The sequence below is a fragment of the Streptococcus sp. oral taxon 064 genome (assembly GCF_001683375.1).
Classification (GTDB): domain Bacteria; phylum Bacillota; class Bacilli; order Lactobacillales; family Streptococcaceae; genus Streptococcus; species Streptococcus oralis_S.
In genome coordinates this window covers 1,588,692-1,607,141 of the sequence record NZ_CP016207.1, presented here as the reverse complement: position 1 = coordinate 1,607,141, position 18,450 = coordinate 1,588,692, and the positions used below count along the sequence as shown (strand labels likewise).

21 protein-coding genes, 1 tRNA gene and 1 riboswitch are annotated in these 18,450 nt (G+C 40.4%); of the genes, 4 read left to right on the top strand and 18 right to left on the bottom strand.

The window, feature by feature from the left end:
* Nucleotides 1-19: 19 nt before the first annotated feature.
* From AXF18_RS07870 to AXF18_RS07825, 10 genes are all read right to left on the bottom strand, one after another.
* Nucleotides 20-994, bottom strand: coding sequence for a DUF1002 domain-containing protein (locus AXF18_RS07870; protein WP_049477734.1), 975 nt, complete (start codon nucleotides 992-994; stop codon nucleotides 20-22).
* An 87-nt stretch (nucleotides 995-1,081) separates the two neighbouring features.
* Complete coding sequence (locus AXF18_RS07865; RefSeq protein WP_002893258.1) at nucleotides 1,082-1,684, bottom strand: lysozyme family protein; 603 nt, start codon at nucleotides 1,682-1,684, stop codon at nucleotides 1,082-1,084.
* On the bottom strand, nucleotides 1,684-2,658 hold the full coding sequence (locus AXF18_RS07860) for a nucleoid-associated protein (protein WP_000356115.1): 975 nt from the start codon (nucleotides 2,656-2,658) through the stop codon (nucleotides 1,684-1,686). Before AXF18_RS07860 ends, AXF18_RS07865 begins: the two co-directional genes overlap by 1 nt.
* Before the next feature lie 7 nt (nucleotides 2,659-2,665).
* Nucleotides 2,666-3,922 carry a serine hydroxymethyltransferase gene (gene glyA, locus AXF18_RS07855; RefSeq protein ID WP_065371766.1) on the bottom strand — a complete coding sequence of 419 codons (1,257 nt, stop codon included), beginning with the start codon at nucleotides 3,920-3,922 and terminating at the stop codon, nucleotides 2,666-2,668.
* Nucleotides 3,923-3,982: 60 nt separating this feature from the next.
* On the bottom strand, nucleotides 3,983-4,414 hold the full coding sequence (locus AXF18_RS07850; RefSeq protein WP_000942954.1) for a GNAT family N-acetyltransferase: 432 nt from the start codon (nucleotides 4,412-4,414) through the stop codon (nucleotides 3,983-3,985).
* Between the two features lies 1 nt (nucleotide 4,415).
* A complete protein-coding gene (locus AXF18_RS07845) occupies nucleotides 4,416-5,018 on the bottom strand; it encodes an L-threonylcarbamoyladenylate synthase (protein ID WP_065371765.1) in 603 nt (200 codons plus the stop codon).
* Entirely contained in the window at nucleotides 5,002-5,838 is an 837-nt protein-coding gene (gene prmC / locus AXF18_RS07840) for a peptide chain release factor N(5)-glutamine methyltransferase (RefSeq protein ID WP_000761866.1), read from the bottom strand. Before prmC ends, AXF18_RS07845 begins: the two co-directional genes overlap by 17 nt.
* Complete coding sequence (prfA, locus tag AXF18_RS07835) at nucleotides 5,838-6,917, bottom strand: peptide chain release factor 1 (RefSeq protein ID WP_001028830.1); 1,080 nt, start codon at nucleotides 6,915-6,917, stop codon at nucleotides 5,838-5,840. Before prfA ends, prmC begins: the two co-directional genes overlap by 1 nt.
* A 9-nt stretch (nucleotides 6,918-6,926) precedes the next feature.
* A complete protein-coding gene (locus tag AXF18_RS07830; RefSeq protein WP_065371764.1) occupies nucleotides 6,927-7,406 on the bottom strand; it encodes a GNAT family N-acetyltransferase in 480 nt (159 codons plus the stop codon).
* Complete coding sequence (locus AXF18_RS07825; RefSeq protein ID WP_065371763.1) at nucleotides 7,396-7,995, bottom strand: thymidine kinase; 600 nt, start codon at nucleotides 7,993-7,995, stop codon at nucleotides 7,396-7,398. The genes AXF18_RS07830 and AXF18_RS07825 overlap by 11 nt, the downstream gene beginning before the upstream one ends.
* A 122-nt stretch (nucleotides 7,996-8,117) precedes the next feature.
* Here AXF18_RS07825 and AXF18_RS07820 point away from each other — a divergent pair, with 122 nt between their 5' ends.
* Both AXF18_RS07820 and mnmE read left to right on the top strand, forming a co-directional pair.
* Nucleotides 8,118-8,300 (top strand): 4-oxalocrotonate tautomerase, encoded by a 183-nt coding sequence (locus tag AXF18_RS07820; protein WP_001117401.1) that lies wholly within the window; start codon nucleotides 8,118-8,120, stop codon nucleotides 8,298-8,300.
* 134 nt (nucleotides 8,301-8,434) lie between these two features.
* Nucleotides 8,435-9,808, top strand: coding sequence for a tRNA uridine-5-carboxymethylaminomethyl(34) synthesis GTPase MnmE (mnmE, locus tag AXF18_RS07815; RefSeq protein ID WP_049500542.1), 1,374 nt, complete (start codon nucleotides 8,435-8,437; stop codon nucleotides 9,806-9,808).
* 46 nt (nucleotides 9,809-9,854) lie between these two features.
* On the opposite strand, the gene dapA is transcribed toward mnmE, so the two are convergent.
* From dapA to AXF18_RS07795, 4 genes are all read right to left on the bottom strand, one after another.
* On the bottom strand, nucleotides 9,855-10,790 hold the full coding sequence (gene dapA / locus AXF18_RS07810; RefSeq protein WP_000121598.1) for a 4-hydroxy-tetrahydrodipicolinate synthase: 936 nt from the start codon (nucleotides 10,788-10,790) through the stop codon (nucleotides 9,855-9,857).
* A gap of 56 nt (nucleotides 10,791-10,846) precedes the next feature.
* Nucleotides 10,847-11,923 carry an aspartate-semialdehyde dehydrogenase gene (locus AXF18_RS07805; RefSeq protein WP_065371762.1) on the bottom strand — a complete coding sequence of 359 codons (1,077 nt, stop codon included), beginning with the start codon at nucleotides 11,921-11,923 and terminating at the stop codon, nucleotides 10,847-10,849.
* A 356-nt stretch (nucleotides 11,924-12,279) separates the two neighbouring features.
* A tRNA-Thr gene (locus AXF18_RS07800) sits at nucleotides 12,280-12,352 on the bottom strand.
* Nucleotides 12,353-12,457: 105 nt separating this feature from the next.
* Nucleotides 12,458-12,970 carry a QueT transporter family protein gene (locus tag AXF18_RS07795; RefSeq protein ID WP_000737302.1) on the bottom strand — a complete coding sequence of 171 codons (513 nt, stop codon included), beginning with the start codon at nucleotides 12,968-12,970 and terminating at the stop codon, nucleotides 12,458-12,460.
* A riboswitch (PreQ1 riboswitch) is annotated at nucleotides 12,968-13,064 on the bottom strand. It overlaps the preceding gene by 3 nt.
* Nucleotides 13,065-13,092: 28 nt before the next feature.
* On the opposite strand from AXF18_RS07795, the gene AXF18_RS07790 reads away from it, so the two are divergent.
* Both AXF18_RS07790 and mscL read left to right on the top strand, forming a co-directional pair.
* Nucleotides 13,093-13,530 carry a GtrA family protein gene (locus AXF18_RS07790; protein ID WP_000733465.1) on the top strand — a complete coding sequence of 146 codons (438 nt, stop codon included), beginning with the start codon at nucleotides 13,093-13,095 and terminating at the stop codon, nucleotides 13,528-13,530.
* A 79-nt stretch (nucleotides 13,531-13,609) separates the two neighbouring features.
* The gene (mscL, locus tag AXF18_RS07785) at nucleotides 13,610-13,990 is read left to right on the top strand and encodes a large conductance mechanosensitive channel protein MscL (protein ID WP_000910206.1); all 381 of its coding nucleotides are present in this window, start codon (nucleotides 13,610-13,612) and stop codon (nucleotides 13,988-13,990) included.
* A 41-nt stretch (nucleotides 13,991-14,031) separates the two neighbouring features.
* On the opposite strand, the gene hemH is transcribed toward mscL, so the two are convergent.
* From hemH to AXF18_RS07765, 4 genes are all read right to left on the bottom strand, one after another.
* Nucleotides 14,032-15,126, bottom strand: coding sequence for a ferrochelatase (hemH, locus tag AXF18_RS07780; protein WP_000709215.1), 1,095 nt, complete (start codon nucleotides 15,124-15,126; stop codon nucleotides 14,032-14,034).
* Nucleotides 15,127-15,203: 77 nt separating this feature from the next.
* Complete coding sequence (gene srtB / locus AXF18_RS07775; protein ID WP_065371761.1) at nucleotides 15,204-16,076, bottom strand: class B sortase; 873 nt, start codon at nucleotides 16,074-16,076, stop codon at nucleotides 15,204-15,206.
* Nucleotides 16,077-16,151: 75 nt separating this feature from the next.
* Nucleotides 16,152-17,153: a class B sortase gene (gene srtB / locus AXF18_RS07770; protein WP_000695085.1), complete on the bottom strand. Its 1,002-nt coding sequence runs from the start codon at nucleotides 17,151-17,153 to the stop codon at nucleotides 16,152-16,154.
* Nucleotides 17,154-17,169: 16 nt separating this feature from the next.
* A complete protein-coding gene (locus tag AXF18_RS07765; RefSeq protein WP_000745535.1) occupies nucleotides 17,170-18,432 on the bottom strand; it encodes a DUF5979 domain-containing protein in 1,263 nt (420 codons plus the stop codon).
* Between the last annotated feature and the right edge of the window lie 18 nt (nucleotides 18,433-18,450).

The following is an 18,450-nucleotide window of genomic DNA, read 5'->3' as shown; positions in this document are numbered from 1 at the left end:
TATTATATCATGAAATGACCTAAGCACCAAAACTCTTGAAGAAGTTGACAATGGCTTGCCAAAGAGAGCTAAAGAAGTTGCCCCCCTCTTCTAGCGCTTTATTGGCATCAAAGTTGAGGTTGATATTTTTAAAGCTATCTCCAGCTTGAGAGACAATGCTTTCCTTGAGGTCATTTAGGGTTTTAGTGAAATCAGCATTGTTCAAAATGTCACTCTTTGAGAGATTGAGGGCAAAATTGATAATGATATTGACCTGGTTTCCTGTTATAACCTGATCGAGTTTGTAGTTTTTTAGTGTGTCTTCTACAATTTTGCGAACATCTTCTTCTGTCAGATTACCTTTGGCTTCTTTTGCTTTTGCGATTCCTGCCTTGATATCTGCCAAAGCGACATTGAGTTTATTGGCATCGTAGCCTGATTTGTCCTTGTTTTCAGCATTAATATCGGATAAGGCTTTTAGCTCCTCTTGGGCCAAGTCTTTATTGGCTTGCGGTACTTTGGCACCATTGGCCTCTAACGAATAGTAAATCCCTGCTAGGGCGCTCTCTCCTGTAACTGGAATAGGAGCTGCAACTGTGATTTTGGCATGCTCCACTCCCAGCGTCACTGCTGCGTTACGGTACATATCCTGCGTCACCTTGGTGATATTTTCAGGCGTTTCAATCTTGACTTCTAGAGGCGACTTATCACCTAGCTTTTGAATCTTAGCTGAAGAATAGAGCTGTAGACTAGCATCATTAGCCACATTCATAATTTTCGAATAGATATCAGGTGTCATAGTTTTGATATCTTTGGTGTCTTTTGATGCGTCATAGCCAAGTTTGCTAAGAGTTTGATTTTTCTGGTCTTCAGATAGAGAAGAACCTAGAACATATTCAGGTTGTACATAGGTTTCATCGATTACTTTTTGAACATCGGTTGCTGCGTGGACACTCGTCATAGCTGTTGCGGCCCACAATACTGCAGCACTTGTTAGAAAGAATTTCTTTCTCATGGGATATTCCCTCCTTTACCTTTCTAGGTTAATAAAACAATCTTAAAGAAAACTTATAGTGAAAAAACACCTGGTCAAACCAGATGTTTAGAAGAAATTAAAGAATTTCATGATATAGAGATTAAAGCGAACCTGTCTCGAGTAGTAATAATTTCCACCATTTTCATAGAGTTCTGCACCATGAAAGATAGAAATTGGGTTGATGTAGGTGTAGGTCTTCCCTGTAGTATTACCTAGGATTGGAGCGACCGTTTCTCGGGAGTAACGCTTGGCTAGGGCCAAAGTATTTTCCTTACCATTCTGAGCAATGAAGTCGATATAGGCAGGTCCAAAATTATAGGCTTGAACAGCGGTCCAGACATCTACTCCTTTGCTCTGTGCCAAATAGAGGTTATCTGTTAGTGTCTGTATCCCTTGGCGAATACTAGAGGCATCGTCTTTGATGGTATTGGTAGCGCCACTAGCAGACTCACTAGACTGCATGACATCCCGCTCTTTTCCCTTCGTTTCGGTATAAATCATAGCGAGCACCAACTCTTCATTGGCTGGAGTATCTCTTTCGCTCAAGATTTCTCGAACCATGGGTTGGTAGGTCATGACTTGTTTAACATCCTGATGGATATGATAAGCTTTGTATCCTGCGAAAAGGAAGACTGCTAGCACAAGCACTCTTCTTATAAATTTAAACATTATTTACTTTGAATATCCTCGATATTTTTGATTAAGATAGAATAGGTTCCATTGTCATTTTGGATAAACTCGACCGATTCCGCATCTTGATAGACGTTATTGGGAACGATGAGCTCAATTCCATTTGACAAGGAAAGTTTTTGGTTTTCAAATTTCTTTAATTGGCGACTGGCATCAATTTCATCAAACTGGACTGGTTCTGGTACAGCTTCCTTGACCTGGTCGATAAAGCTCAAACGAGCTGTCAGATTGTTATCAAAAAGGTCGTTAGCCAATTTTTCAGGTGACAGTTCATTGCTTTCTTCCAGATTGTTGAAAATCGCTGATTTGACCTTGGATTGGAATTGAAAATCATCTGTGTTAAAGGACTCTGCAATTCTCTGAGCCGTTTTTTCCAATTCCTTGATCGATTTCTTTGGTGAAATCTTGGGAGCAACAGCTAGGAGATTTTCTGAAAAATAATTCAAGAAAGTCCCATTATACTTGATGCGTTTTTCGATGAGATGGTACTTGCGACTTTGAAGATTGACCACCAAGGCCTCATCAGCCCCCGTTCCAAATCCAGGTAGGTTATTCTGAGTCAGCTTGATTGGGTTATCAACTTCTCCACCAAGGTGAGTCAAGGTCTCACGTAGAGCAATTCGCAAAAAAGCGAAATGTTCAACGCCTTCTTTAGAAAACTGAACAAAAACCAAGTCATTGGTCTTGAGATTTTCAGAAATGCTGAACTCCTCTTTCCAGAGATTAGCCAGTGTTACTGATGTCTCCAACAAATCGTCTGTGATGTGATTGAAGAAGGGATTTTCTTCTTCGAAAATCCCAGTCTTTGCTTCATCTGAATACACGCGTTCGATTTTTTTGCGCAAGTATTCTTCGATTTTTGGAGTGATATTGAGAAACTTATCCGCTAGAAACAACTCAGTATCGTCTGGGCTGAACTGATGGATAATGGCTTTCTTAATATAAATGTCCATAAAAGTTTTAGTCCTCGTATAATGGGAAGGCATCTGTCAACGCTTTGACTTCACTTCTCACTTCTTCTAAGACAGCCTCATTTTCTGCATTCTTAAGGGTTTTAATGATGAGTTCAGCCACTTTACGGCTTTCTTCTTCACCAAATCCACGTGCAGTGATGGCTGCTGCTCCGATACGAATTCCACTTGTCTTGAATGGTGACAAGGTTTCGTATGGAATTGAGTTTTTATTTAGGGTAATATTGACTTCATCCAGCAAGTTTTGAGCAACTTTTCCGTTTTCTACAACCTTAGTTACATCCACTAGGAAGAGGTGATTTTCAGTTCCTCCAGAAATGATACGGAAATCAGGGTCTTGCAAGAAGACTTCAACCATAGCCTTGCTGTTTTTGATGACATTAGCAGCATATTCATTGAAAGCCGGATCCAAAACTTCTTTGAAGGAAACCGCCTTAGCAGCGACAACGTGCTCCAAAGGACCACCCTGAATACCAGGGAAAATAGCTGAGTTGATTTTCTTAGCTAGGTCCTCATCATTTGTCAAAATCAAACCACCACGCGGTCCACGAAGAGTTTTGTGGGTCGTTGTTGTAGTGATATGAGCGTATGGTACTGGGCTTGGGTGAAGTCCGGCTGCCACCAAACCAGCGATATGGGCCATATCGACCATAAGCTTAGCCCCAACAGCATCTGCGATTTCACGGAATTTTGAGAAGTCGATAATTTGAGAATAGGCTGAAGCACCCGCTACGATTAGTTTTGGTTTTACTTCTTGGGCTTGTTTCAAGATAGCATCAAAGTCCAAGAGTTCCGTTTCAGGATCAACACTGTAAGAAACAAAGTTGTAGGTTTGACCAGAGAAGCTAACTGGAGCTCCGTGGGTCAAGTGTCCACCTGCAGACAAATCCATCCCCATAACGGTATCACCTGGCTCAATCAAGGCCATGTAAGCCGCACAGTTGGCTTGGCTTCCTGAGTGAGGTTGGACATTGGCGAATTTAGCACCGAAAATTTCTTTTGCACGTTCAATAGCTAGAGTTTCTACCACGTCTACTACATCGGTTCCACCATAATAACGGCGTCCTGGGTAACCCTCGGCATATTTGTTTGTCAAGATAGACCCTTGAGCTGCCATAACAGCCTTGGAAACCACGTTTTCCGAAGCAATCAATTCGATATTGTTTTGTTGGCGTTCTTCTTCTTTGGCAATAGCATTCCAGAGATCAGCATCGTATGCTTTAAAATCGTCTTTGTCAAAAATCATAGGTCTTCTCCTTTATAGTGTGACTGGTCCTTTAGTTTGTTTTTCCAATAAGAAAATAAACTAAAAGATGCGAATAAACCGTTTCTGCACTTTATCACAAGTATAACCAACTTTTTCATAAAATGCATGAGCACCCAGACGATGATCAGCAGAGTTTAAGCGGATAAACCCATAACCTCGTCTTTTTGCTTCTTGATCCAACCCTTGCAGTAGGCTTTTACCGATACCTCGTCCTTGGGCTTGAGGTGAAACCGCTAAAGCTAAGATATTAAATCCTGCTTTAGAATAGAGAGATTCATAAACTTCAGCATGGACATATCCAAGTAGGACATGGCTGACCTCATCCTCATAGCCAAGTAGGAAATGATGAGAATCCTGAGACAGTCTAGCTAGTTGACTAGCTGTGTCCTCTGGACTAAAAGAATAGCCCAAAGCCTCTTGGTTAATCTCACATATAGCATTCACATCTGTTTCTTGCAAATCTCTTAGCATCTCATTCCTCCTCAAAAGAAATCTCTGGCAACTGTGCAAGAATATCTTCTCGCTTAATCGCTCCTTGGCGCAAGATTTTCACCTTGTCTCCAGAAAAATCCAAAATAGTCGAATCCTGTCCAGTTAGAAAAGCGTCGTCTTCCAGACCCATAACCTCTTGGTCAAAATCCTCTAGAATTTGAGCAAAGGTCACTCCACTCGCCTGACCCGAGATATTGGCAGACGGCCCAATCAAAGGACCTGTCTCTCGAATTAAATCAAGTGTAATGGGGTGACTCGGCATCCGAAATCCGACAGTTGCAAGACCAGAGTTGACCCAATAGGGAACTCGGTCATTGGCTTCGAGGATAATGGTCAAGGGACCCGGTAAAAAGGCCTCTACAAGCTTTTGTAGATAAGTTGGCTGATTCTTTGAAAAGTGCAAGATGTCCTCTAGAGAAGCGACATTAAGATTGAGCGCCTTGTCTCTAGGACGACGTTTGAGTTGGTAAACATGGTCGACAGCTTTTTCGTCTAAGGCCTTAGCAAAGAGGCCGTAAACTGTCTCTGTAGGCAAAATGACTGCCCCACCCATTTCCAACTCTTGTCTAATCCTGTCCATCATCAACTACAACCATCCTATCTTGACCAAATTGGTCTTTGAGTGTTCGTACCCGTTTTTCGGGAAGATGCTTCCTAAAAAGCGCAGGAACACTTTGACCTTGATTGTATCCAATTTCAAGGTAAATCTTACCACCATATGTGAGATAGTCTTTTGCATCTTCCGCAATTCTGCGGTAAATAGCTAGGCCATCCTCATCTGCAAAGAGAGCTAGATGAGGCTCCGAATGCAAAACATTCAAACCAACCTCTGACTCATCTTCGCGAGAGATATAGGGTGGATTGGATACAATTATATCATATTTTTCAGAAATTTCTGCAAAACAATCAGATTTTTTAAAAAATATATTGAGATTTTGATTACTAGTATTCTCTGATGCAAGCTGCAAAGCGTCTTGGGAGATATCTGCTGCTGTCACTGACCAATCTGGTCTGTTTTTAGCTAATGCGAGAGCTATGGCGCCACTTCCAGTCCCGATATCTAGGACCTTAAGCTTATCCTCAGGATTTTCGGCCAGGATAAGTTCTACCAACTCTTCTGTTTCTGGACGAGGAATCAAAACCCGCTCATCCACTTTTAACTGCATTCCAAAGAAATCTGCCTGTCCGATGATATACTGAGCTGGTTTATGGGACGCTAACTGCTGGAAAATTTCTTCTACAAATTGTTTTTCGGCCTCTGTTACCTCTTGCTGGAGGGCAAAGACAAAGTCTGTAAAAGAGAGATTTTTTAAGCTACGATAGACAAAAGAGAGGCTTTCTGCTTCCTCTCCTTGTCTTATCAACTCTTCTTCAAAATCTGAAAATAATTGAGCTAATTTCATTATTTGTTTAATTCTTCTAATTTTTGTGTTTGGTCATAAAGAACCAAAGCATCCACAACTTCATCCAATTTACCAGATAAAATCGTATCTAGTTTTTGGAGGGTCAAGCCGATACGGTGGTCTGTGACACGGTTTTGAGGGAAATTATAAGTACGGATACGTTCTGAACGGTCACCAGTACCGATAGTAGACTTACGTTCAGCGTCTTGTTCATCTTGAGCAATCTGAGCAAAATGGTCAGCAACACGCGCACGAATGATTTTCATGGCCTTCTCACGGTTCTTCTGCTGGGTACGTTCTTCCTGCATCTCAACCTTGATATTGGTTGGCAAGTGAACGATACGCACGGCAGTCGCAACCTTGTTGACGTTCTGTCCACCAGCACCAGATGCGTGGTAGATATCAACACGAAGGTCTTTTGGATCAATATCGTATTCTACTTCTTCGACTTCAGGCATAACAAGAACTGTCGCAGTTGAAGTGTGTACACGACCTTGGCTTTCTGTCACAGGGACACGTTGCACACGGTGGGCACCAGACTCATACTTGAGTTTAGAGTATACAGACTGACCAGAAACCATAGCAACCACTTCCTTGAAACCACCGACACCGTTCATAGAGGCTTCCATGACTTCAAAGCGCCAGCCTTGTGCTTCCGCATACTTTTGGTACATGGTTAGAAGGTCTCCAGCGAAAAGTGCTGCTTCATCTCCACCAGCTGCTCCACGGATTTCAAGGATGATGTTCTTATCATCGTTTGGATCCTTTGGAAGCAGCAAGATTTTCAATTTTTCTTCGTATTCTTCTTTTTCAGCCTTGGCATCTTTCAGCTCTTGCTTGGCCATTTCTTCCAAGTCCGCATCTCCGCCTGATTCTTTAATCATCTCTTCGGCATCAACGATGTTTTGAAGAACTTGTTTGTACTCACGGTATGCTGTTACCGTATCACGAGTTGAAGCCTCTTCTTTTGAAAGCTCCATGAAACGCTTGGTGTCTGAAACGACATCAGGGTCACTCAGCAATTCTCCTAATTCTTCATAACGGTCTTCTACAGTTTGTAGTTGATCATAGATGTTCATTTTTTCTCCTTATTTCTCAATTGTTAAATCATAGTTTGCTACTACTTCGTTCTCAAATATTTCCCCAGTTTCTTTAAATCCATAACTGAGGTAACAAGATCTTGTATGTTCATTTTCTGGATCATAAGACAACCAAAGTTTATTGCCTAAACCTGCTGGCGCTGTCCGAACATAGTCCAGCACTTTATCCATAATTGGTTTAAAATATCCTTGATTTTGAAAATTCTTATCAATCATAAAACGAAATAGTAAATAATTTTTACTACTAATTCCGATCTTTTTATCATAAGCTATCATCACAAAACCTATAATTGCATTATTATCATAAACTGCCAATGGAGCTACAAAATCTCCATTTTTAGTATAGACATATGCTTCAGCTAAACTAATTGCGTTGGTTGCAATGAATTGTTTTTGATATTCCTTGACATCCAAATTCAAAACATCAAAATAATTTCCCATTGTAACATCTCTTAGTTCAATTGTCATAGTTTTGCTCCTTATTAGATACTATCATTGGCGCAAAATAATGTTTACGGCAGACTGAGATATAGGTTTCATTTCCACCGATCTGAATTTGTTCGCCATCATAGACTGGTACACCATCGTGCGTGCGCAACACCATAGTCGCCTTTTTCTTACAATACTGACAGATAGTCTTGATTTCGTCAATCTTATCTGCTAAAAGCAAGAGGTATTTGGAACCTTCGAATAATTCATTGCGAAAGTCATTTTTCAAACCAAAAGTCATGACAGGTATGTCTAACTCATCAACAACACGAGCTAGGTCGTAAACATGGTGACGCTTGAGAAATTGAGCCTCATCAACTAGCACACAGTAAGGTTTTTCAGGTAAGTCTCGAATATAGCCAAAGATATCCGTCGCTTCCTCAATCGCAATGGCTGGGCGTTTCATACCAATCCGACTGGATACATAGCCGACACCGTCACGCGTATCCAGAGCCGAAGTCATAATCACAACTCCCTTTCCTTGCTCCTCGTAGTTATAGGCCACCTTGAGAATCTCAATCGTCTTACCAGAGTTCATGGTCCCATAACGATAATACAACTGTGCCATGCTTCTATTTCACGTCCATTTCTAAATTTTTGCTACATTCTAGTATATCATAATTTTCTGAAGCTTTAAACGGCAAAATGTGGTAAAATAGAAGAAATCAAAAACTAGTGGAGGAAGCTATTATGCCATTTGTACGCATCGATTTATTTGAAGGACGCACGCTCGAGCAAAAGAAAGCTCTTGCTAAGGAAGTAACGGAAGCTGTTGTCCGTAATACTGGAGCACCTCAATCAGCCGTTCATGTCATCATCAACGACATGCCAGAAGGAACTTACTTCCCACAAGGGGAAATGCGCACCAAATAAACTAGCTTAAGCAGAATTGCTTAGGCTTTTTCAATCTCCAAGTAGCATCCATTGAAGAAATAACCTAAATTTGTTACAATTTGAAGAGATGTTTGGATACATATCCTAAGAAAAGAAATACAAAAGGAATTAGTATGATTACACGTGAATTTGATACTATCGCTGCTATCTCTACTCCACTAGGTGAAGGGGCCATTGGTATTGTCCGCTTGAGCGGAACAGACAGTTTTGCCATTGCGCAAAAGATTTTTAAAGGAAAAGACTTGAGCAAGGTTTCTAGCCACACTCTTAACTATGGTCACATCGTTGATCCTCAAACTGGTAAGATCATGGACGAGGTTATGGTTGGGGCTATGAAGTCTCCAAAGACCTTCACTCGTGAAGATATTATCGAGATTAACACCCACGGTGGGATTGCGGTAACCAATGAAATTCTCCAACTAGCTATCCGTGAAGGAGCTCGGTTGGCAGAACCTGGTGAATTTACCAAGCGTGCCTTTCTAAACGGTCGTGTGGACTTGACACAGGCTGAGGCGGTGATGGACATCATCCGTGCCAAAACAGACAAAGCTATGAATATTGCAGTCAAACAATTGGACGGTTCTCTTTCTGACCTCATTAACAATACTCGGCAAGAAATCCTCAATACGCTTGCCCAAGTTGAGGTCAATATCGACTATCCTGAGTATGACGATGTTGAGGAAGCCACTACTGCAGTCGTCCGTGAGAAAACCATGGAGTTTGAGCAATTGCTAACCAATCTCCTTAGAACAGCTCGTCGCGGTAAGATACTTCGTGAGGGAATTTCAACTGCTATCATCGGCCGTCCCAATGTTGGTAAATCCAGTCTTCTCAATAATCTCCTTCGTGAAGACAAGGCTATTGTAACAGATATCGCTGGTACGACCCGTGATGTCATCGAAGAATACGTCAACATCAATGGTGTTCCTCTTAAATTGATTGATACAGCTGGTATCCGTGAAACAGATGACATCGTTGAACAAATCGGTGTTGAGCGTTCCAAAAAAGCCCTCATGGAAGCTGACTTGGTTCTACTGGTGCTAAATGCTAGTGAACCACTGACCGCCCAAGACCGCCAACTCCTAGAAATCAGTCAGGATACTAATCGCATTATTTTACTTAATAAAACAGACCTGACTGAAGCGATTGAAACTTCTGAACTTCCTGAAGATGTCATCCGTATTTCAGTTCTTAAAAATCAAAATATCGATAAGATTGAAGAGAGAATCAACAACCTCTTCTTTGAAAATGCTGGTCTAGTTGAGCAAGACGCCACATACTTGTCAAATGCCCGCCACATTTCCTTGATTGAGAAGGCTGTTGAAAGCTTGCAAGCAGTTAATGAAGGTCTTGAACTGGGTATGCCAGTTGATTTGCTTCAAGTTGACTTGACTCGTACTTGGGAAATTCTCGGAGAAATCACTGGAGATGCCGCACCTGATGAACTCATCACCCAACTCTTTAGCCAATTCTGTTTAGGAAAATAAGAAAAATCCATGATCGTTCTTGCGGTCATGGATTTTATTGTCTTTATTAGTAATCTGGTCTTAAGACACCTGTTACAGTTGCCTTAGTTGCTTCGTAGTCACCATCTACGACAACTTTGATGATGCGTTTGGCATCTTCTTCTGGTGCTGGAACAAGAGGTAGACGAGTTGGCCCCGCTTCAAATCCCATGTAGTTCAAAACTGCCTTAACTGGAGCAGGACTTGGATAAGAGAAGAGGGCATTGACCTTAGGAATGAATTTACGCTGAATAGCTGCAGCTTTCTTCATATCGCTTTCTGCAATGGCAGTGAACATCTCGTGCATCTCATCTCCATTTGTATGGGAGGCAACAGAAATAACCCCATCCGCACCAAGGTTCATGGCATGGAAGGCATCTCCATCTTCACCTGTATAAATCAAGAATTCTTCTGGCTTGTGCTCAATCAAGTAAGCCATATTTGCCAAGCTGGTACATTCTTTGACACCAATGATATTTGGATGGTCAGCCAAACGAAGCATGGTTTCTGGAGTTAATTCCACTACTACACGCCCTGGAATGTTATAGATGATAATAGGCAAGTCAGAAGCATCTGCAATAGCTTTAAAGTGCTGATACATGCCTTCTTGTGAAGGTTTGTTGTAGTATGGTACGATTGCAAGTCCAGCAGCGAAACCGCCAAATTCTGCGACTTCTTTGACAAACTCAATCGAGTCACGCGTATCATTGGTACCTACACCCGCAATCAAAGGAACACGTCCATTAACAATCTTTTGTACAGCCGCAAAGAGTTCCAACTCCTCATCGTGGGTCAAAGTTGGACTCTCAGCAGTCGTTCCAGCTAGAAGAATTGCATCTGTGTGATGGGCCAATAAATGCTCAATCAAGGCTGGAATAGCATCAAAGTTGATGGAACCATCCTCATGGAAAGGGGTAATAAAGGCCGTGATGATTTTACACTCTTTTAAATCTTGATAAGACATGAGAAACACCTCTCTATTTCAAAGAAGGAGTTCATCTGAACTCCTAAACGATATGACTATTTTAATTCAAATTTCAACTCAGCTGTTGGACGAACCAATCCACGTTCGTGAAGCGTTTCTGCAATCTGAACTGAGTTCCAGGCAGCACCTTTGAGAAGGTTATCTGAAACAACCCACATATGGATTCCTTTTTCAGCATCTAAGTCTTTACGGATACGACCAACAAAGGTATCACGTGAACCAACTGCATTGATGGCTTGCGGATAGATTTGATGCGCTACGTCATCCTCAAGAACTGCACCTGGAAAGGCTGCGATAGCTGCTTTCACTTCTTCGATTGGAGCCACTTCTTTTGTTTCGATATAAACTGACTCAGAGTGAGCTGACAAGACTGGAATACGCACACATGTTGCAGACACTGCGATGCTATCATCTTCCATGATTTTCTTCGTTTCGTTAGTCATCTTCATCTCTTCGTAAGTGTAATCATTGTCAGTGAAGACATCGATTTGTGGAAGAGCGTTAAAGGCGATAGGATAGTGTTTCTTATCACCGCCTGAAGGCAAGATTTCCGCATGCAAATCACGTGGATTCACATCGTCATTCAAGACTTCACGAAGTTCACGTTGTGTTTCAAGAATCGCACCCATACCAGCACCTGAAACCGCTTGGTATGTTGAAACGATGATACGGTCCAAGCCCCATTTTTGACGAACAGGCTCAAGAGCCACCATCATTTGGATTGTTGAACAGTTAGGGCAGGCAATGATTCCGTTGTGGGCATCAAGTGCATGAGCATTGACCTCTGGAACAACCAAAGGAACATCTGGATTTTGACGGAAATAAGATGTGTTATCTACTACTACCGCTCCAGCTTGAACTGCGTATGGTGCATACTTAGCTGATGTCGAACCACCTGCTGAGAAGAGTGCAATATCAATACCCTCAAAAGCTGTCTCAGTCGTTTCTTCAATCGTAATATCTTTGTCTTTAAATTTCAAAGTTTTGCCTGCTGAACGTGCAGAAGCAAGGTAACGAATTTTATCGATTGGAAGTGTTGATTCTTCCAACATTTTTATCATCTGAGCTCCGACAGCACCTGTCGCGCCGACTACAGCAACTGTATATCCCATAAATAACCTCTTTCGGAATTTTCTAAAAATTTCTATAATAGATGTATTATACTACTTTTTACAGAAATTGAAAAGTATTTTTAGACTATATTTTCTGAAAACTAAAAATCCCTAGCCATTGACTAGGGACTAAGAGGCATCTTCATGTGATGAGCAGGTTCACACAACTCATCAAGGTCCGCTCCTGCGTTATGACCTCCTTATGCTCAATAGTAGTCCGAAGACTACCTATCGACTCATCGCATCTACTATTCTACTAGATAGAGTCACTTTTGTCAACAACCAAAACTCTTTGCTTCATTTATACAGGTAGATAAGAAAAACCTTGGTCTCCCAAGGTCACTTTGTTTCTATCATGCTAATTGCCGGGATTGAACCGGCGACCTCATCCTTACCATGGATGCGCTCTGCCAACTGAGCTAAATCAGCTTACCTAAAAAGTATACTATAGTTCTATGTTCTTGTCAAGCGCTCTCTTTTAAATTTCTGAAATGAAAAAAGCTAGATTTAGCAAGAATCTAGCTTATAAACTTCTTATTTTGTTAGATCGATTCGCTGTCCCAGTTTACCAATCAAAATCGCTCCTACGATAAGTGATGCAAACTCACCAATTCCAGTAGAGAACCATGTGAACAAGAAGGGAGCTTCTGTCAAGATATGAAGTTCAGCTGCAATGGTAATCATTGAAATGGAGAAGAGGATTGAAAAGAAGAAATGATCTTTTCGAATCAATCCGTTAAAGAGGTAATCTTTGCTGTATTTTGCAAAGAGCCATACCCCTAGACTAAGGAAAACTAGGGTAGAACCCCCACCAACAAAGACATCTATTAGGCCAAAACTACTAAATAAATTAGCAATCATACATCCAATTGTCACACCGAAAATGTATTTAGGGTTGTAAAAGGCCAAGAAATTCAGCATTTCTGAAATACGGAACTGATACGCCCCAAAACTAAGAACATTGATTGGTGGCGTAATAGTCAAAACTACATAGATCGCAGCAACGATAGCGATGTCTGCCATGTCGCGAACAGTTAATTTTTTCATGCTTTCTCCTTTAGCGGTTTCCCGCGTAAAATATGCTTGGTGAAAGAAGCTAAGCACCAAGGGTTGAGGTTATCAACCTTACTAGTATAGCACATTAGCCAGTTTTATGCTATACTAAAATCATGAAAAAACTAATAAAAGCTTTCTTTGATAACGAAATCCTCTCCTACCTATTTTTTGGTGGTGCTACTACTCTGGTTTCTATTGTATCACGTTTGGTTATTTACCATATCAGCCACCAGGAAATCCTCGCAACTGCCCTCGCTAATATTATTGGGATTCTCTTTGCCTTTCTCACCAATGATACAATTGTCTTTAAACAAGAGAGAAGAAATTGGCTAACCCGTCTGGCTAAGTTTTTCTTAGCTCGTCTCTCTACTCTTGGTCTTGACGTTCTTTTAACTTATATCTTTGTTACAACCTTTCCTGATATTATTGGCCAGTTTGTCGAACAGAATATAGATAGGGTTAATACTGTTGAAACTATTCTAGCACAAATTTTGATCATCATTTTAAACTACATTTTCAGTAAAATCTATATTTTTAAAAGGAGCAACTGACCACTTTGAGGATTCAAGTTGCTTTTTGTCACATTTTAGGATATAATAAATTAGAAATTTAGGAAAGGACATTATGAAAATGTTAAAGGATTTAAAAGAATTCTTGCTTCGTGGTAATGTTGTTGACCTTGCTGTCGGTGTAATCATTGCCTCTGCTTTTGGTGCTATCGTTACTTCATTTGTTAATGATATCATCACTCCACTTCTATTGAACCCAGCTTTGGAAGCTGCGAAAGTACAAAACATCGCTGAGCTTGCATGGAATGGTGTTACATATGGTAAATTCTTGAGTGCTATTATCAACTTTCTCGTTGTAGGTACTGTGCTTTTCTTTGTTATTAAAGCTATGGAAAAAGCGCAAAACCTTCGTAAGAAAGAGGAAGTGGTTGAGGAAGCACCTGCTGCTCCAACTGAACTTGAAGTTCTTCAAGAAATCAAAGCTCTTCTTGAGAAAAAATAAAACAGATAAAGGATCTAGCTTAAAGCTAAATCCTTTTTTCTTTACTCTTTTGGTAACTTCCCAGCCTTTTCGAGCATTTTCTTAATCAAGTAAGGCATCTTCACATTCTCACGGCCTTTTTTCTCAATGAGTTTTTTGACAAATTCTGGCATCTGAAGGTCGTCTGTCTCCTCCATAATATCCTTTGTAGTTGCTGACGGTGCTAACTCATCGAAGGTTTCTTCTTCTGGAAGAAAAGCTTTAAATTCTTTGTGTTCATTGGCTCTTACAGTAGCAACTAAAGCGTCAATTAAACGGCTATCCGTATTGGGCATAGGTGGACGATGGTAGGTGACACCTATTTTTTGACACAAATCATAACATTCCACATCATTATCAAACAAGACTTCGATGTGCTCACTGATAAAACTAATCGGAATAAAAATATAATGTTCTGGATGTTGCTTTTGTTCTCGTAAATATTCTAAGACATCTGGCTTGATCCAAGGGATTCCAATATCGCTTTCGCTCTGCCAAGTATTGGTATACTGGTCGGCTGTTAGGCCGAGTTGTTCAGCAATTAGCTTGCTATTATCGAAAATCTGGTCGATATAAGGATCTCCATAATCCAAGGCAAAAATGGGAACACTGTGTGCCGAAAAGATTACCTTGAAAGATTCTTCTCCCACATGGTTCCGTAAAATTTTGATAATCTCATCTGTCCAGAAGTCCAGCAAAGCCTGTTGTTGATACCAGTCCTTAATAACTAAAAATCGGATTTTCTGGCTTTCCAAAAACTTTTCATACCCCATGACTGAGTAAAAGGAATAATGAGGTTCCAAAATCAAACAAATACATTCTTCAATACCATCAGACTCCATCTGCTTGATCACGTCTGGGATAAAGGGACGAGAAAACTTATTGGCAAAGTAGATACCGTACTCTTCGCCTAAATGTTCTCTTACTAAAGCAACTTCTTCCCTTGTAATCCGCTGCAAGGGCGTCCCACCGATAAGGACGTAGTTGTCATAGAGGGTCTGAATTTCGTGATCTTGGGGTCTGACTCCACGACGAATGTTTGTAAAAAATTCTGCTACTCCTTCAAAACTAATCTCCTCTGGAGATCCAAAGGTCATCATTAATATTGCTTTTTTCATGTTATCATCCTTATGTTATTATTTTCACTATCTATTCTATCATGAAAGAAAAAAATAGTAAACGCTTCCGACGTCTACTATTTCTTTTGTTCTTTAGTCTTTTTATCTCGTCTCATGATTAGGATGATAACAACAAGAAGCAAAATAACGATAATCAGGAGAAGAAAGGCAAGGATATAAATCCAATGCGTTGGAATCCCTTGATCGAAATACCGCGTCCCCACTGCTTCTCCACTTTTATCCTGTGCTGTTTTTACTGGTGCATCTGTTATTTTAGCTAAGAGGATATGTCGTCCGTTGGTAATATTAAGGAAACAGGTGCTTAACAAAACAATCTTGTCCGTTGAAGTCAAAGAAACATCTCGCTTGTACTTAGCTTTACTTAGCAGATATTGATAGTAAGCCTGGTGTTCCTCGTCGTTGGAACTCAAGGTTCGGTAAATCTCCGTGTCATATGCATCTACTTCTAAAATCCCAAATATCTCAAGACCACGTTCTCGACCATTGTAGTAGATAGAGCCATAGCGATGCTTTTCAAAAAAATCTTGATCCGCAAATTTTTGAATCTCCCCAAACATAGCTCCAGAAGCCATGGAGTGACCATAAATGATAGTGTTAAAGTCAGTAAAGTTTGGGTTAAAACGATAGTCTAGGAATATAGAGCCTGACACAGTATAATCACCAAAAGCATTGCGGTCAAGGTATTTGATATTGTCCTGACTCTGCAAGAGGGGATAGTCTACCTTGGTTCCATCAAGGCTAATCCAACCACAAACATCCTTGTTGAGGTGCTGCAAGGTTTCAAAGCCCGTACTGCTGGCATCTTTTTCAATGGGATTATAATGATCGTAGTCACTCGCAAGAACTCTATCAGCTGTAAAAAGACAGAAAAAAGCTAGAAAGAGGGATAGATTGACCTTTATAACTTTGCGACTCGTACTTGTTTTCATATTTCCTTCTTTCTCCTCTCTAGCCTTGAAAATAAAAGAGCAAGAGAGGCTGTCCCTTTCTCTTTTATTGGTAGTTTAGTCAGTAATGGTATCTGCCCCTTCTTCCTTTGCTTCTTTTCTACGACGCAAGATCAAGTAGAGGATGATGAGCAAGAAGATCAATAGCAAGAGCAAGATAAACAAGATGATGTACCATATCCACAAAGGAATCGATGAGAGAAATCGTCCGAGCGACGAATCATCAAAGACACTATAAGGGAATGGTTTTGATTTTTTCGTATGGAAGGTGTCCTTTGGAACCGTATCCGTAATCTTGGCAACTACGATATGTCTCCCATTTGTTACGTCTAGGAAACAGGTACTGAGAAGGATGATATGGTCATTTGGCCCCAGTGTAATGTCTCGTTTGTGGATGGCAACCGAGAGTAAGTGATCGATATATTCTTGGCGCCGATTATCCCCATTAATACCTGGATCGTAGATGTTAAAGTCATAGGCGTCCACCTCGAGCATCTCAAAGATCTCAAGACCTTTTTCAACACCATTATAGTAAATACTACCGTAGCGATGCTGGTCAAAAAATTCCTTATCAGAAAACTTCGCTACATCTCCAAACATAACCCCATTTTCTACATGGTGTCCGTAGATGATGGTATTAAAGTCTTCGAATTTGGATTCATTTCGAGCCTCAAGGAAAATAGCTCCTGTAGCTGCAAATTCTCCCTTGGAATCCTTGTTCAGGTATTTTTCATTGTCTTTGGCTTGGACTAAGGGATAGTCGATATTGGTGCCATAGACATTGATCCAACCGAGAACCTCTGGATTGACTTGCTGTAGCTTGTGAAAGCCAGAAAAACTATCAAGCTCATCCTTCTCACTGGTACTAACAGGTCTATAAGCCTCATACTCACTTGATGAAGCCTGAGAATAAACCTGATTGGCATCCCAAAGGGCGTAGAAACCAAAGAGAAAGACTAAGGCTGCCAAGAGGAGCAAGATATGATTCATCAATGCATCTACAGCAAGGACCAGCCGCCTAGACAAACTCTTTTTTGGTTTCTCACGCTTGATTTTCATCGGTCAAACCACTTGCTTAAGCTTGTCTGCGTTTTTTAGACAAAGCAACAAATCCAGCCAAACCAAGACCAATCATCAAGATGAAGGGAAGATTGTCAATCAAGAGACCAGTAGGGGTAACGTCTTGGAATTTATTGGTAAAAGTGTTGTCGTTCAATTTTTCACCGACAAGAACATTTTCAACTGTATAATCTTGGGCTTGAGTACCATCTGATTTGGTTTTACTTTCACCATTCTCAGTATATTTAGAAGTAGCGGTATATCCTTTGCTTCCGGTTTCTTTTACAGTATAACGAGAACCTGCTGGAAGATTAGCAATGGCAAACTCTTGACCATGCTTCAAAGTAAAAGTTTTAGTAAATGTGACTTTATCGGTAGCAACATCAACATTTTCAGTTTTATCACCATAATGAACTGTAATTTGTGTTACAGGAGATACTGCTGTTTCATTTGTTTTGGGTAATTTTACAGTTATCTCAAATTGGAAATCTTTTGTACGATCCGCAGTCCCTCCGTCAACTTTTTTTAGAATAGTTAAGGATTTTTTTGCATTGTCTGTTATATCTTTTGTTGGTTCATTTGGGTGTTTAGGATCTGTTGGATCAATTTTCCCTCCGTTTTTAGTATATGTGTTCTCAAATAAATCATATTTGAAAATATTTGAATTTGAAGATGGAGCAACTTTAGCAGCGCCAGGTTTATTCTCTTCTCTAAAGTAAACAGAAGAAATAAAGGTACCTGAATTTTCTTTATTTTTGACAATTACATGCATTTTATAAGTGCGAGTATCATATTTCACAGCATCTATATCTTGATCATTTTTATCTTTAATAGGTGTATAAGTTTTATCTGTTTCCTTTACGAGGTAAACATACTCGCCTGCATGATCATAAGAAACTCCAGCAAAAATGTCACCTGTATCTTTTTTAATGCTTGATTGACCACTGGCTAAGCGATCAGCTTCCGAATAAGTCACCGTACGATCAGGAATGAATCCCTTATTACTTTCCGAATTTGAAGCCATTTGATAAGGAGCATCATTTGAAGAAGTTCCAGGTTGTGGAGTAAAAGTAAACCTAAAAGTCGCTTTCGGTGTTGTAATTCCTTCAGCAATATTCAGTGTTTTATTAATAGCTACTTTTGCACTTGTTTCACCAGTTGCTTTAGCAGTTGCCACATCATTATCATCCGCAAATGTTGGAACTCCTCTAAAGACCGACAAGGCGGTTACAGCTGCAATGCTTGCAGTAACTAATTTTTTCAAAAATCTTTTTTTCATGATTATTCCTTTTGTTTT

Excerpts from the sequence above, each read along its gene's own strand:
- AXF18_RS07830 (WP_065371764.1), bottom strand. The coding sequence starts at position 7,406 with ATGACAATTGAACTAAGAGATGTTACAATGGGAAATTATTTTGATGTT.
- glyA (WP_065371766.1), bottom strand. The coding sequence starts at position 3,922 with ATGATTTTTGACAAAGACGATTTTAAAGCATACGATGCTGATCTCTGG.
- prmC (WP_000761866.1), bottom strand. The coding sequence starts at position 5,838 with ATGAAATTAGCTCAATTATTTTCAGATTTTGAAGAAGAGTTGATAAGA.
- dapA (WP_000121598.1), bottom strand. The coding sequence starts at position 10,790 with ATGTCTTATCAAGATTTAAAAGAGTGTAAAATCATCACGGCCTTTATT.
- mscL (WP_000910206.1), top strand. The coding sequence starts at position 13,610 with ATGTTAAAGGATTTAAAAGAATTCTTGCTTCGTGGTAATGTTGTTGAC.
- AXF18_RS07870 (WP_049477734.1), bottom strand. The coding sequence starts at position 994 with ATGAGAAAGAAATTCTTTCTAACAAGTGCTGCAGTATTGTGGGCCGCA.
- AXF18_RS07825 (WP_065371763.1), bottom strand. The coding sequence starts at position 7,995 with ATGGCACAGTTGTATTATCGTTATGGGACCATGAACTCTGGTAAGACG.
- AXF18_RS07795 (WP_000737302.1), bottom strand. The coding sequence starts at position 12,970 with ATGAAAAAATTAACTGTTCGCGACATGGCAGACATCGCTATCGTTGCT.
- AXF18_RS07805 (WP_065371762.1), bottom strand. The coding sequence starts at position 11,923 with ATGGGATATACAGTTGCTGTAGTCGGCGCGACAGGTGCTGTCGGAGCT.
- mnmE (WP_049500542.1), top strand. The coding sequence starts at position 8,435 with ATGATTACACGTGAATTTGATACTATCGCTGCTATCTCTACTCCACTA.
- prfA (WP_001028830.1), bottom strand. The coding sequence starts at position 6,917 with ATGAACATCTATGATCAACTACAAACTGTAGAAGACCGTTATGAAGAA.
- srtB (WP_065371761.1), bottom strand. The coding sequence starts at position 16,076 with ATGAAAACAAGTACGAGTCGCAAAGTTATAAAGGTCAATCTATCCCTC.
- AXF18_RS07790 (WP_000733465.1), top strand. The coding sequence starts at position 13,093 with ATGAAAAAACTAATAAAAGCTTTCTTTGATAACGAAATCCTCTCCTAC.
- AXF18_RS07820 (WP_001117401.1), top strand. The coding sequence starts at position 8,118 with ATGCCATTTGTACGCATCGATTTATTTGAAGGACGCACGCTCGAGCAA.
- hemH (WP_000709215.1), bottom strand. The coding sequence starts at position 15,126 with ATGAAAAAAGCAATATTAATGATGACCTTTGGATCTCCAGAGGAGATT.
- AXF18_RS07845 (WP_065371765.1), bottom strand. The coding sequence starts at position 5,018 with ATGATGGACAGGATTAGACAAGAGTTGGAAATGGGTGGGGCAGTCATT.
- AXF18_RS07850 (WP_000942954.1), bottom strand. The coding sequence starts at position 4,414 with ATGCTAAGAGATTTGCAAGAAACAGATGTGAATGCTATATGTGAGATT.
- AXF18_RS07765 (WP_000745535.1), bottom strand. The coding sequence starts at position 18,432 with ATGAAAAAAAGATTTTTGAAAAAATTAGTTACTGCAAGCATTGCAGCT.
- AXF18_RS07865 (WP_002893258.1), bottom strand. The coding sequence starts at position 1,684 with ATGTTTAAATTTATAAGAAGAGTGCTTGTGCTAGCAGTCTTCCTTTTC.
- srtB (WP_000695085.1), bottom strand. The coding sequence starts at position 17,153 with ATGAAAATCAAGCGTGAGAAACCAAAAAAGAGTTTGTCTAGGCGGCTG.
- AXF18_RS07860 (WP_000356115.1), bottom strand. The coding sequence starts at position 2,658 with ATGGACATTTATATTAAGAAAGCCATTATCCATCAGTTCAGCCCAGAC.